Origin of the sequence: Arcticibacter svalbardensis MN12-7 (assembly GCF_000403135.1) — a bacterium.
In the GTDB taxonomy this organism is placed as follows: Bacteria; Bacteroidota; Bacteroidia; order Sphingobacteriales; family Sphingobacteriaceae; genus Arcticibacter; species Arcticibacter svalbardensis.
Window position 1 is genome coordinate 1 of record NZ_AQPN01000044.1, and the last position, 14,211, is coordinate 14,211.

The following is a 14,211-nucleotide window of genomic DNA, read 5'->3' on the forward strand; positions in this document are numbered from 1 at the left end:
CAATTCCCATGGTCCCTTTCATGGATTGCCACGCACTGCCGGATGGGGATATCCGGAACCGTATACCAGGGATTTGATGCTCTCTATTTTGGGTATTGCCACTTCTGGAAGTCAGCCGCTCATGGATAGCATGCGCAAGACATTGAAAGTACTGGCAAAAAACCAAACAGAAAAGGGTCATATAACATCGTTGGTGCATGACCGTGAAGATCGGGGGGCCAGTGATACCACACCTTTGTTTTTATTGGCTATTGGGATCTTCAGAAAGGTTACCGGAGAGCAGGACTTTTTGGAAGAATCAGTTCAGCGTGCAATGACATGGATGGAATACCAGAGTCCTTCGGATCGTTTTTTGGTTGCGCAATTGCCTACCAGCGACTGGCGCGATGAACAATGGGTGTTAGGGTATGGTTTATATGTAAATACACTGGTATATAGTTATCTGCGGATGTTTGGAAATCATGATCGTGCAGATAGGGTGAGGCATGACATGAAGCGTTTTACTATTTCTAGTAGTACACAAAAACACCATGCCTTGGAAGGTTTTGTAGTGAAACATAAACCTTATTTTGCATTCTGGGCATATAAGGTGTACAATAGTGAAAGCTTTGATCTGTTGGGTAATAGTATTGCGATCTTATCGGGACTGGCACCGGTTACCCGTGCAAATGAAATGATTACATGGATAGAGGAGGAATGCGCCGCAATGAAGAAAAGCGGTGATCTTGCTGTTGATTTACCACCAAATTTCTTTCCTTTTACCCATCCTGAAGATCCGGATTGGATGCCGAGATATGAAGAGTTTAATAAACCCGGTGATTACCATAACGGTGGGATCTGGCCATTTATTGAGGGGTTTTATATCAGTGCTTTAGTAGCAGCCGGCAGGTTGGATCTTGCCCGTAAAAAATTATTTGTGCTTACTGATTTAATCACTCTTTCTCAGAATGAAGATCTTGAGTTCGGTTTTAATGAATGGCACAAGGCTCAGGATGGGACAACACATGGGCAGGATTGGCAAACTTGGTCTGCTGCACTTTATTTGTATGCTGTAAAGTGTGTGGAAGATGGAAAAACGCCTTTCTTTGATGAAATGAGGACGCATTAAAGAGGGTAATTCCTGTTCATTTCAAGTTTTTTTAAATAAAAGAACCGCTTCATATTCGATTTATGAGCGGTTTTTTTTATTAAATTTAAGAAGATGATTTACGATTAGATTTCAAATACTAATACATGAATATATGGCAACAGTTTCATTTTTTGGTGCTTTCTTTAGTTGGCCAAACGTCTGGGCCATCTGACTATTTGATTACATTTTTCCCAGGTACTTTAATTCTCGGAATAGGGATGGGATTTACAGTTGCACCTTTAACTACAACATTAATGGTCTCTGCTGGTGATCAGTTTTCAGGAATAGCGTCGGGCATAAATAATGCGCTACTTCGGATCTCTGGGGTGTTAACAAACGGTGTTTTGGGAGCATTGGCTGTGGTTTTCTTTTTTGGGGTGCTTGAATCTCAATTGATAAATTTGCCAATTGTACCAGCTCAAAAGCAGACTGTGATGGCACAGGCTGTTAATTTAGGTAATGCGAGGGTCCCTTCCTGCATCAGTTTAAAAGTTTCAGGAAAAGTCTCCAAAGTATATCAAAAAAGTTTTATTACAGTTTACCGCAAGATGATGTTGATTTCTGCATTTCTATGCTTTCTGGGCATTGTGTGTACGTTTTTCTTGATCAAGAAAAATGTACAATCGCAGGAAATAAACTAAAGGTGTTATATAAATGGAATGTTAATATATTTATTTTATTGCCTTGTTTGAACGTAAGTCTAAATTTCGTACGATGATTTCCTACTAATCTCGACCACAAAATCTTTAATCACTTCCCGTCCGCTATTCCATCTCTTTAACTTGTTGACCTGTTTAATCTCTGTGCGGTCTTTAATTTTACGATCAGGTTGATAATAATCGTGCATAGTTTCTTTCATAGCGCTATGGATGTCCTGTACGCTCGCTTCTAGTAAAAGCTTCGGGTCATTTTTCACCAGCATTGCCAATGCATCTGTCATGCTGGCCACGTAGTATGGACAGTCCCAATCATGCCGGTAAGGTTCATCACCTTTGATATTTACTTTTTGCAAAGGATGTGAAAGATCCTCTATTATTTCCACTATGGCATCGCCAAATACATTCGAATATTCCGCAATAAAATGATTCCACCAACGCGGATGCTGAGGCAGTTCTTTGAGAAGGGTATCGCAGACCATTACGCGCTTGGGAAAGTAGGGATTCACAGGATCCATGATCACAAGAGAAGCCCCAAAATGCCCTTCCTTCAGCGAATGTCTACTGTAGATTACAAAGTATTGCAGCTGGGTTTCACCTGTGGAATGTGTTTCCACAGTCAGCTCTTTAATTTCCTGTAAGCGATCTTCTAGAAATCCGCGTTTGACTAACACATGTAAATTACCTGCTGACTTTGCCGTGCAGCGCTTACTATTTTCGTCAAATACATTCCCATTTGCAGGACGGCTGATGAAATGATTTCCGCTGTTGTAACGAATTTGTTCTGATCCAATGGGGTAGGTGCTGATAGCAGCGGTATCGCCTGCTTCTGTCTGCTTGTTGGGATGATCAGAACGGAATGGAATATGCATTTGTTCACTATCCATCCGGCGGGCAAGATTATAGATCCGCTGCTCTGTGGGAGCCAATAAGGGATCTCCGCTAATTGGATCAAAATATACCCCTATTGCGCGTCGCCCTAAATGGCAGGCTATGATACGATTTTTCAACAATTGCTGCACCGGATGTTGTGTGTTTAGAAAAAAATCGCGTAAAGCGTCATTTGCGATGTATTCATCCAATGACTGATCAAAACGAAGCAGCGTATTGTCCTCATGGCTCTGGACCCACTTACATAAAAAATTGTATACTTCCCTATCGAAACATTGATTGGAAGTTTCTGCGATCTCTTTAGGACAGGTCATTGTTTCTTGAAATTCCTTTGAGTGCAAATTATAGTCTATGATGTAGGGATCAGCTTTATACTCTGGCAATAGGCTGTTTGAATGAATTCTATTATAATCAAGCTCTTTCGTTCGTATTTTGGCTAGTGGTGTACGTGTACCGTTCAACTCAGCAGTTTCGTTTACGTTATCATCGTTAATGGGGATTAGATCAACTTTGCCTTTAACCGCTTCAGGAACAATGTCGGAAGCTTTTTCACCTTCCTTTAAGTCATGAATACTGAGCGGATGTTTGCTATTATGAAATGTACGACCTATCATTTTAAAGATCGGTTTGTTTTGTCTGACGAACGGAATAATTATAAACAAGATACGAGTACAATCCATATTTCTTTGTTTGGTAGATAACTAAGAAAAACACTAAATGATTTTGCCAAACACCTTAATTACTTCCCAAATAGTAATTATTTTACGGCTCCTTTACAAGTTCACAAACGTCATATACTGAGGTCTTATTGTCTTTAATTTTAATTAAAAATCTGTTGCTTAAATTTTGCTGAATCACGAACTTCACTGGGAATTATTTAGCTTATTTTTATTAAAGTGGAGTAAAAAATTATCAAACCCATTTGCATTGATTAGAATGTACCTCCCAGTTTTTGATAAAGAATTTAATTCAAAGTGCGGGGTTTTCAACATCAATCAGAGAAACCCAATATCGGATGTTTTAAACCATTTTATTTCATTTTTCGACCGATAGAAAGGAAACAAGACCTTTAATATTAATTATACTGTTATACAATCAAGAAGGTTACTATCCACAAACCAGTACTTTTCATAGATTATGTTTATGCCGACATTAAAAAAGCCCTCTAATCTATGTAGAAGGCCATTTTATATTTTAAGTGGTGGAGAATATCGGAGTCGAACCGATGACCTCTTGCATGCCATGCAAACGCTCTAGCCAGCTGAGCTAATCCCCCATATTGGGCTGCAAATATAGAATATTAATGCAATTTTCCAATATAAACGATAAATATAATTCGAAACATTTTACTAATCACCTCAACTAAAAACAATATCCTATGTGTATAGAGTTTTAAATCATTACTCTTCCTCTTTACTCATATCGCAACGCTTCTATCGGATCAAGCAACGATGCCTTTTGAGCTGGATAATACCCAAAAAACACGCCAGTAAACGCACAAACAATAAACGACAAAATTATAGAAGACTCAGATATAACAGTCGGCCAGTTCAACACAGAGGCAACGATGAGAGATGAGGATACCCCCAAAACTACGCCTATAACTCCTCCTGTAATACTAATCAGAATCGCTTCTATAAGAAACTGCATGAGTATATCTACACCTCTTGCTCCAATAGACATTCTAAGACCTATTTCACGGGTTCTCTCAGTGACGGATACATACATGATGTTCATAATCCCTATACCTCCAATAACAAGAGAGATGCCAGCTACTGCAGTAAGCAGGGTAGTCATCATACCGGTTGTAGAACTCAGCATTTTAATAAGTTCAGCCATGGTTCTGATCGTAAAGTCATCGTCCTGATCTGCGCGGATTTTATGTGTCTCGCGTAAAATAGTTTTAATTTCATCCGTTGCTTTATCTGTTTCTGCTTCTGATGTGGCTGATGCATAGATGTCCTGAATATAGGTAGTCGCAAGAATTCGCTTCATTACCGTGGTATAGGGTGCAATGATGATGTCATCCTGATCCTGTCCAAAGTTGCTTTGTCCCTTTGATACCAGGATGCCAATCACCTGTAAGGGGATCTTCTTAAAACGAATGATTTTTCCGATAGGATCCTCTCCCTTTGCAAAAAGATTATCGACCACCGTTTGTCCTAGTAAACAAACTTTCGCTGATGACCGCACATCGTTTTCTGAGAATACAATTCCATCTTTCAGGCTGAGCTTTCTAATTTCCAGATATTCCGGACTGGCGCCCTGAATGGTAGTGGACCAGTTTAAAGCGCCCTTGATTACCTGACCATTAGAAGAGGCCAGGGGAGAGATCGTGGTTATATAGTTGGCATCTTTTTTCAACGCTTTAACATCAGCTAATGTAAGACTGTGAATATTAGAGCCTGCCATTTGTACTCCAGGGGTATTGCTGCTGGGCATGATGGTAATCATATTGGAACCCATGCTTGAAATTGAAGTTTGAATACTTTGCTTGGAACCTTCTCCAATAGACATCATCGTAATAACTGATGCTACCCCAATGATAATGCCGAGCATGGTTAAAAAAGCACGGAGTTTATTTCGATGCAAAGCCCGCCAGGCAAGTCGTATAAGATTAACTAAATTCATGTTCTTTGTTTAATAATCATCTGTTTCTGGAAACGTAGCAAGAGCTTCACGAGCTGAACGGGGATTTGAATTAATGGTATCCCGCTGCAATCGCCCATCTCGTAGGGTAATCGTTCTACTGCTAAAGGCAGCAATGTCAGGCTCGTGCGTAACAAATACAATTGTTTTGCCATCTTTCTGGTTGAGTTCCTGCATCAGAGACATAATTTCATAAGAGGTACGCGTATCCAGATTACCGGTGGCCTCATCAGCAAGGATCATTACGGGTTCATTTACCAGAGCTCTTGCAATAGCAACACGTTGCTGTTGTCCCCCTGAAAGTTGGTTGGGGGTATGATCCATCCTGTCGGCTAGTTTTACTGATTCCAGTGCATGTAAAGCTCTTTCTCTTCTTTCTTTGGCCCCAATTGTGTTATTATATAAAAGAGGAAGTTCTACATTTTCTAATGCCGAAGTACGGGGTAATAGGTTGTAAGCCTGGAACACAAAACCTATCTTGGTGTTTCTAAACCGTGCCAGTTCGTCTTTTGAAAGTGTGGTGATGTCCACACCGTCTAACTTGTAGATGCCGTCAGTGGGTTTATCCAGACAACCAAGTATATTTAGCATGGTGGTTTTCCCTGATCCACTGCTCCCCATGATGGTCAGGAACTCTCCTGTGCTCACATCAAAGGTGATTCCTTTGAGTGCACGTACGGTCTCTGTTCCCATCTTGAACTCGCGTTTCAGATCATATATATCTAATATTTTCGTGTCCATTATCTTTTTGGTCTTTGTGGTAAAAATGGACTTGAAGCTGCAGCTGTACCGGTGTTGGACGCTACAGTAGATGTTCCAATAATTACGTGGTCATTTGCGTCCAATCCAGTTAATACTTCCACCTGTGTATTGTTATTAATGCCAGTGCGAATTTGTTTGCGGACAATAGTATTTCCATTTAGCACCCATATATACACCTGAGTTGCATCTTTTGACTTGCTGGTATTTTCACCTCCCTGCTCTATGGTGTATTTCTTTGAAAGTGTAGAATCGGGACTATATTTCAAAGCTTTTGCAGGAATTAACAGCGCTTTATTCACTTCTTTTGTATAAATAGTGATGCTGGCAGTCATGCCTGGTTTTAGCTTCAGTGCGTCATTCGGTGCATCTAAAATGGTGGTATAAGTGACTACATTCGAAGTCGTAGTAGGGCGTAAGCGAATACTTTTCACGGTTCCTTTAAACACGTCGTTCAGATAAGCGTCTACCGTAAATGTGGTACGCTGACCATTAGAAACATCGCCAATATCGGCTTCATCTACTGCTGCCTCTACCTGCATTTTGGTGATGTCTTTAGCAATGGAGAACAGGGTAGGCGTATTGAAACTTGCTGCCACAGTTTGACCGGGACTCACGCTTCTACTTAATATTACGCCATCCACCGGAGAGTAGATCCTGGTAAAGGAAACGTTTCTTTCCGCAGAATACAACTGCGCTTTTATACTGTTTACAGCGGCTTTAGATGTGTTATAGGTGTTAAGTGCAATTTCATATTCGGCACGACTCACTGATCCTGTTTTATACAATTGATCCTGACGGTTGAAATTGCTCTTTTGATAGATCGCATTACTTTCTGCTTCAGCTAGGTTTGCTTTGACCTGATCAACAGTGGCCTGAAGGAGTGATTTATCCAGCACAGCGAGAAGCTGTCCTTTTTTAACTTTGGAATTGAAATCCACATAAACTTCTTCTATGGTGGCTGAAATCCGGCTTCCCACTGTTGTCGTATCGACAGGTTGTACAGTACCAGTAGCAGTAACGGTTTCGGAAATGTATCCAATTTTGGGTTTCTCTGTTTCTAACTGTACCCCATCCTGTTTCTTGTTAAAGAACAGAAAAAAGAGGGCCAGTGCTATAGCAGCTATTACGGCAATGCTGATGATTATTTTATTTCGCTTCATTATATTATAGTTCTAATCTTATAAGTTGACTGGGATTCCTAAATAGAAATTGTAAGTACTCGCGGAGAGGGCTGCATTGTATTTGGCCTGTACGTACGCTTGCTGTGCCTGAACAAATAGATTACGCTGTTGGTAAAAGTCAAACACATTGGCTGCTCCCAACCGAAGTTCTTCAGTGGCAATCCGATAGATTTCTTCATTATATTCATATTGCTTTTCTGCAGCATTGAATTGTCCCTGTGCGTTGAGCGCACTGATATAATATTGCTCGATGTCTTGCGATAACAGCAATTTGGTATTCTTAAGGCTTAATTCAGCTTGATCAATTGCAATTTTGGCAAGCTCTGTATTTGTTTTGTTGGCCCGCTTGGTGAATATGGGTACAGACAGCGTCAGTCCAATTTGTTGATTGAAGTTATTATTAAACTGCGCTCCCGTGTAACTGTAAGAAGAATTGCTTGCGTAGTTAGTACCTGTGCTACCTGAAAGACTTAGGGTAGGGAGGTAACCTGATTTTGCTTTATCTAAATCCAGCCTGGCAATTTGAACACCATATTCGCTGTTTTTAATTTCCGGACGATTTTCAAGAGCAAACTTCCTTACTTCGTTTAGTGCAGGTATCAGCACCCTTGATTTGATCGTATCAGGAGAAGCGACTTCGAAAGCTGTTTCATGCGAAATCTGAAGTAGCTGTTTTAAACTTAGGACATCCTGTCTTTGTGCATTTTCAGCTGTGGTAAGGGTGTAGGTGTCGCTAGCTAACTGTGCTTCAAACTGAACCACATCCCGGCGGGCAATACTTCCTGCCGAAAATCGCTGCTGTGCTTGTATCAACTGTGCTTTTGAAGTCTTAACCAAGTCATTCGAGTATATGATACTTTCTTTATCCAGCAAAATATTCAGGTAGGCTTGGGTAATCTGTATAACAAGCGTGTTTTCCTGTTCCTCTACGCTGAGGTCTGCTGATTTCACAGACAGTGATTTTTGCTTAATATCCGTCTTAAGATATCCCCCATTATAAACAATTAGAGCGGAATTTATACCGATGGATCCAGAGGAAGTAACACTACTACCTTGTCCATGATTTAAACTTTGTGATGCTGATCCATATAGATCCGGCAGTTGCGCTGCTTTTGAAAGTAGCAAAGCTTGTTCGGTAGTTTTCGTTCCTAGTTTTAGGGAAATGATCTGTATGTTGTTTTGTTTTGCATAAGCCAGACAGGTTTGTAAATTCCATATTGCGGGTTGTTTAATCACCGTGGTGTCTTGTGCAAGGCTTATACCGCTATGAAAGACGATAAGCAGACTAAGTACTATTTTTATTAATTGCGACATATTCTTTATCATTCTTGATTTGACAGAATCAAATAAAGGGCTATTCAAGGATTTAAAAAAATAGAATAGACTAGCCGAAAGAGAACACCGACAGAAAGGCTAAATAGAGCTTTTTTTGAGTAAAAGCTTAGTAACCTGTGTCTTTCAATCTGATTTTAGTTTAAATCGGCAAATTAGGCCTTTCTGTCGATTGTTGATGGTCTTCTATTTTTTCCTCTTTATACTTGTATCAGATGAATTTTAAATTATGAGATCTTCTACACGTTCAATAATTCCAATCCTGGTTCATGTATTATTATGGATCTTGTTTGGCTTTAGTTTACTGTTTTACCACCCTTTAACCTGGGGTTTTAGCTTGCCTGTACAGTTTTGGATGAAGCAGCTTTTTGTGCTTGCCATCTTAGCCGGATCATATTATTTAAATGCAAACTTTCTCGTACCCCGATTTCTGTTAAAGAGGCAAACGTATCTTTATGTTACTTTACTAATCGCTGCAATCATTGTTGCGGTATCGCTAAATCAACTTGCTGATAGTTTGTTGAATATTCGCGAATTAATGTCAAGGGAATCTAAGCTTACCCAGCCTCGTCCGGCCCGTCATGGCATTGATATGTTTACCCTGACTATAATTTGTCTGGTTCAGGGAATTAGCACCAGTATCACCTCTATTAAAAAATGGCAGCTGGATTCTGAAACCTATCAACTGCAGGAAAAAGAAAGGGTAAGCTCCGAACTGTCGTTTCTGAAGGCACAGATTAACCCGCATTTTTTCTTCAATACCCTCAACAATATTTATGCACTGACTCACATCGATATTGATGCTTCCAGAAAAGCCCTGTTAAAGTTATCCCGGATGATGCGCTATGTGCTTTATGATACCAGTCAGAACATGACTTCTCTTACAAAGGAAATTTCTTTCATACAGGATTATATTGAATTAATGCGGCTGAGGTTTACAGATAAAGTTACGCTTCATATCGATATACCTGTTCCCGCAAAAGATATGCCCATCGCCCCAATGCTATTTCTACCCTTTATTGAAAATGCATTTAAGCATGGAGTGAGTGTAACCCAGCCTGCTGAGATATCTATATCACTTAAAGAGGACAACGGTACTATCGTCATGAAAACTAGTAATTTAATATTTATTGATCAGGCAAAAGTTTTGGATGAAAACAGTGGTATCGGTCTTGCAAATACAGAACGCAGACTCAAGTTAGTCTATCCCGGCAAGCATAAAATTACCATTAACAATGCTGTAAATAGTAATAAATTTGAAGTAGAATTAATACTTAATCTGTCATGATTTTAAAATGTATCGCAGTTGATGATGAGCCCTTGGCTCTTGGATTAATCAGTTCCTTTATTGCCCAAACTCCTTTTTTACAATTAGAAGGGAGCTTCTCCAGTGCCGTAGAAGCGTTAGGATCTTTGCATAACAAAGCGGTTGATCTTGTTTTTCTTGATATTCAAATGCCTGACCTGAATGGTATGGAGCTGGCCAGAGTAATCAACAGAACGCCTATAGGTCATTCTCCACGAATCATTTTTACTACTGCCTTCAATCAGTATGCACTTGAAGGCTACAAAGTAAATGCCATCGATTACCTGTTAAAACCTTATAGCTATGAGGAGTTTTTAGAGGCTGCTCAAAAAGCGTTGGCTCTTACAGAAGCATTTTTAGCAACTGCACCTGTATCCTCTAAAGATCTTTTAGAACCCTTTATTCTCATTAAATCTGAATACCAGCTTGTGAAAGTGGCTCTGCAGGATATTATTTACATTGAAGGTCTTAAAGATTATTTAAAGATATTCCTCGAAAATACAGAGAAACCTTTGTTAACTCAGATGACCTTGAAAAGTATGGAGATGAAGCTTCCTTCTGATCTTTTTCTGCGTATCCAACGTTCTTTTATCATTGCACCGGATAAGATTAAGTCCATCACAAGAAATACTGTTCAGATTGGTGATATTTCCATACCTGTTGGCGATCAATACAAGGATGCCTTTGCTCAACTGCTATCACGTTGGATGTAGTTTTTACAACATTTTTATCTCGTTTTCTTTTAGTCGTTTATAGATAGCATGAAGTAAATTGCTCTTGAAGCTGCTCTCGTTATATATACTGTTGATCCACAACTCTAACTTTAGTTCTACCGTATCGCCAGCAAATGATTTAAAGAATGTTTCAGGTGTGCTATTAGGCAAAATAAACTCTGCTTTTTGTGCTTCTTCCTTAATAATAGTTTGTACTAGTTCGAGGTCAGACTCTGAAGCGATCTTAAATGTAATTTCAGTTTTAACAAAACTATTGCTCAATGTCCAGTTAACCAACCTTCCTGAGAGTAAATCTCCGTTGGGAACAATAATTATGGAACCCTGTGGCGTTAGCAATTTACTTGAGCGGATTCCAATATCTTTTACCCTTCCTTTTTTATCGGCAAGCTCGATAAAGTCACCAATCTGAAAAGGCTTTTCAAAGATCAATATGATTCCCGAAACAAAGTTGTTGACAATATTCTGCATCCCCAAACCAATACCTACTCCTAAAGCTCCAATGATGACCGTAAGTTTATCCAACGAAAAGCCGGAAGCTGTGATAGCTAATAGGAATCCGACAATAAAGATAACCAGTCTGATAAGCAGTAGCTTGGAGCTCTTACGCTGGGTCTGATTACCAAACGTGGCATTTTCATCCCCAAAAAGAATGCCTGTATACTTTTGGAACAGGTTGGCCAGGTAAAGAATCAGCCCAAATAGCAAAATATTTCCTATCGTAAATTTAACGCTTCCAAAGGTTCTGGTTTGCGTTAGTAAACCGGAGATGAACTCATATAATATCCCGGAGATATTTAGGTTAATCACAAATACAATACTCCATATCAGCACTGCAATCACAGTTAGTCCTTCCTTAACTGTTGACCTTACGCGCTGTAAATTGATCCTGGAAAATAAACTATTGGAACAGGATGTAATTTTAATTTGAAGATCTGTGGCTTCCGTCAGGATTTGAACAAATGCTGAAAGTGCTATAATTTGTGTTAAGCCAACAATTGCCGTAAGGCTGAAAGTGGTTGAAATACTTATTCTGCCAAATACATTAAATACAATAGACAGAATATGAAGTCCTATGTAGAGTATGGATACCGGTTTTATAAAGCTTTTTAGCAAAAGCACATTCCTGATTTCCCGATAAAAATGCAAGCCGAAATAAATAGAAACGATATTAAGTGCGATGAGCCATAAACGCAACAGAAGTCCCTGATTCATTACCGCATTAGTCAGAACAGTGGTAATATAGATCAGCACGATCACGAGCCAGATGTAATATTGTTCCTTTTTCCAGTGTTTCCTAAAGAATATGGTCAAAGTGATCAGGAGTAAAAACTCAATGATCTCAAAGTAGAGCGATGGCGAATCGGGATCAAATAGGGGAGCGAGGTTAAGTAAAAATATAACGCTTGAAAGCAGTGGCACCGGATTGATGAAATCAAGTCTTAGATCGGTGAGCTGTTCGCTTATTGGTGGCTGTAATGCTTTTTTATAGTTCCTGTATACCCATATAAAGAATATTAATCCTAATAAAAGCAGCAGTGTCCGGTTATCCCATGAGCTGGAAAGGAAATAACGAAGTGCCCTGTTTTGTCCTGACCAGGCATCTGATAACATGGTCCTTAAGCTTTCCTTTCCAGCTTGTTTGGATGCAGACCATATATAGGGAGATTCTCTGCCAAAGGAAGTCTTTCCCGATTGACGCAGCCGGTCTATAATGACACTTTGAAGTTCATTTGTTGAAAAGAATAAACCCGATACAGATGCCAGGAGGGTACCTATACTATCCAGGTTTGCAGTAGTTTTAACACCCGATTCCTGAAGTCTTAACCGCAGGTTACTGAGCTCCGGTCCATAAAGTCTCTTTTGTGTTGTATCACTGGTGGTGTTTGATAAAAGCGAATCACTACCGAACACAACTAATTGCGATGAATACTTTTGTAAAGTAGCATTATAAGTGGTCAGTGTCTTTTTCCAGTTTCCTAAAAGAGCTTGATGATCTTTTAACAGCACCTGATAGCTCAGCAATGTTCTGGCATCAGGTATCTTACCTGAATGGAGAATATCCTGTCTGATCTCATCTATGTTCTGCTGTATTTCGGGCAGATCCTTTTTTATTGTTCCTATTTGAAAGCTTCCCTCGATTGCAGTATTAATCTGATTTATTGCAGATTGTGCCTGCTCAATACGGATTAAAAGTGTATCCGGAATCTGCTGAATGGAGTCTGGCAAAGAGGATGCAGCCGTTTGTCCAAAAGACTGAATAGTAAACAAAAACAGGAGAATGAAATACCCGGCACAAAATTTATAGCTATACTTTAAATTTAAAAGAAGTAACATATTACATTATTTCAAGTAATCGTTCTGTATATCAAATAAGTTTCAGTGATTCCTCGATGCCCAGGATTTCCTTGGCTAGTCTGATCATTTTAGGATCGCCTGTATACTTCCCTTTTTCGTCTGATAGTTTCACTACAGGGATCCACGATTGGTTCTCTGGCAGCGCTGCAGTCATCTTTATGACAATATTGAGGGGCACTAACCCAACATCATTAGTGAAGTCGGTACCTATACCAAATGACATCCCTATTTTACCTTTGCAAAAGTTAGCAATCCTTTCCACCTTATCATAATTTAAGGCATCCGAGAAAATGATTGTTTTCGATAAAGGATCAATGCCCATCTGCTTATAATGGCTGATGGTTTTCTCTGCAAATTCAATGGCATCGCCACTATCATGCCGCACTCCGTCAAATAGCTTGGAAAACTTTTTATCAAACTGTTCGAAAAAGATATCTGTCGTGTAGGTATCGGTAAGGGCAATACCAAGATCTCCACGGTAAACAGCTGTCCAATGTTCCAGACCTAAAGAATTCGACATCTTAAATCCATATTTAGCTGCATGGAACATAAACCATTCATGTGCATGGGTTCCAATAGGTTTCGTGTTGTAACGCATTGCAAAATGAACATTGCTTGTCCCTACAAACGTTCCTGAGCCATATTCCTCGAGCGCTTTCACTACCATCCGGTGTACCAGATAAGAATGCCTCCTTCGCGTGCCAAATTCAGCGATCGTTACTCCTAGTTTTGCATATTTTTCAATCTTTTCTTTGTTGATTGTGCTAATTTCATCTGAAGTTGCAGCCTCCGAATCATTCATATAATAAAATAATTCAGAAATAAGGGCCATTATTGGTACCTCCCATAATATGGTACGGTACCAGTATCCCTCAATTATTACGGATAGATCATTGCCATGCTGTTCAATGATCACTTCTGCAGGATTGTAGGTGTATCCCTGAAGAAAATCCAGATAGGTGGGTTCAAAATAGGGACAAATTTCTGCCAGATAGTTCTTCTCTTCAAGAGTCAGACAAAAGTTAGCCATGTTGTCTACCGCTTTTCTAAGCAAATCTGCAAATCCTGCAGGAAAAATATGTTTCCCACGGTTTATGAATTCATAGCGAGCCATGGAATGCGGGAAAAGCTTTATTACCCCTTGCTGCATTGTGAACTTATAAAAGTCATTATCCAGCAAGGATTTTATATAGGGAAAATTAGGAGTCATTTGTTC

The 14,211-nt window shown here is 39.6% G+C and carries 11 protein-coding genes and 1 tRNA gene; 4 read left to right on the plus strand and 8 right to left on the minus strand.

The features are described from left to right. Together ADIARSV_RS05275 and ADIARSV_RS05280 are read left to right on the plus strand one after the other, a co-directional pair. Positions 1-1,108: glycoside hydrolase 100 family protein (locus ADIARSV_RS05275; protein WP_040299157.1), on the plus strand; the 1,108-nt coding region annotated here is incomplete at its 5' end. A 125-nt stretch (positions 1,109-1,233) separates the two neighbouring features. Next, a complete protein-coding gene (locus ADIARSV_RS05280) occupies positions 1,234-1,770 on the plus strand; it encodes an MFS transporter (RefSeq protein WP_016194382.1) in 537 nt (178 codons plus the stop codon). Positions 1,771-1,829: 59 nt separating this feature from the next. Here the strand turns inward: ADIARSV_RS05280 and ADIARSV_RS05285 are convergent, their stop codons facing one another. The 6 genes from ADIARSV_RS05285 to ADIARSV_RS05310 form a co-directional block, all read right to left on the minus strand. After that, on the minus strand, positions 1,830-3,290 hold the full coding sequence (locus ADIARSV_RS05285) for a hypothetical protein (RefSeq protein ID WP_235048364.1): 1,461 nt from the start codon (positions 3,288-3,290) through the stop codon (positions 1,830-1,832). 585 nt (positions 3,291-3,875) lie between these two features. Continuing rightward, positions 3,876-3,952, minus strand: a tRNA-Ala gene (locus ADIARSV_RS05290). A gap of 137 nt (positions 3,953-4,089) precedes the next feature. Next, positions 4,090-5,307 carry an ABC transporter permease gene (locus ADIARSV_RS05295; protein WP_016194384.1) on the minus strand — a complete coding sequence of 406 codons (1,218 nt, stop codon included), beginning with the start codon at positions 5,305-5,307 and terminating at the stop codon, positions 4,090-4,092. Between the two features lie 9 nt (positions 5,308-5,316). Continuing rightward, positions 5,317-6,066, minus strand: coding sequence for an ABC transporter ATP-binding protein (locus tag ADIARSV_RS05300; RefSeq protein ID WP_040299159.1), 750 nt, complete (start codon positions 6,064-6,066; stop codon positions 5,317-5,319). Then, positions 6,066-7,247 carry an efflux RND transporter periplasmic adaptor subunit gene (locus ADIARSV_RS05305; RefSeq protein ID WP_016194386.1) on the minus strand — a complete coding sequence of 394 codons (1,182 nt, stop codon included), beginning with the start codon at positions 7,245-7,247 and terminating at the stop codon, positions 6,066-6,068. The genes ADIARSV_RS05300 and ADIARSV_RS05305 overlap by 1 nt, the downstream gene beginning before the upstream one ends. Before the next feature lie 18 nt (positions 7,248-7,265). After that, on the minus strand, positions 7,266-8,582 hold the full coding sequence (locus ADIARSV_RS05310) for a TolC family protein (RefSeq protein WP_040299161.1): 1,317 nt from the start codon (positions 8,580-8,582) through the stop codon (positions 7,266-7,268). A gap of 247 nt (positions 8,583-8,829) precedes the next feature. Here ADIARSV_RS05310 and ADIARSV_RS05315 point away from each other — a divergent pair, with 247 nt between their 5' ends. Continuing rightward, a complete protein-coding gene (locus ADIARSV_RS05315; RefSeq protein WP_016194388.1) occupies positions 8,830-9,888 on the plus strand; it encodes a sensor histidine kinase in 1,059 nt (352 codons plus the stop codon). Then, complete coding sequence (locus ADIARSV_RS05320; RefSeq protein ID WP_016194389.1) at positions 9,885-10,619, plus strand: LytR/AlgR family response regulator transcription factor; 735 nt, start codon at positions 9,885-9,887, stop codon at positions 10,617-10,619. The genes ADIARSV_RS05315 and ADIARSV_RS05320 overlap by 4 nt, the downstream gene beginning before the upstream one ends. Positions 10,620-10,622: 3 nt before the next feature. Here ADIARSV_RS05320 and ADIARSV_RS05325 read toward each other — a convergent pair whose 3' ends face one another. After that, positions 10,623-12,974, minus strand: coding sequence for a mechanosensitive ion channel family protein (locus tag ADIARSV_RS05325; RefSeq protein WP_016194390.1), 2,352 nt, complete (start codon positions 12,972-12,974; stop codon positions 10,623-10,625). Positions 12,975-13,005: 31 nt separating this feature from the next. Next, the gene (pncB, locus tag ADIARSV_RS05330) at positions 13,006-14,205 is read right to left on the minus strand and encodes a nicotinate phosphoribosyltransferase (RefSeq protein WP_040299163.1); all 1,200 of its coding nucleotides are present in this window, start codon (positions 14,203-14,205) and stop codon (positions 13,006-13,008) included. Between the last annotated feature and the right edge of the window lie 6 nt (positions 14,206-14,211).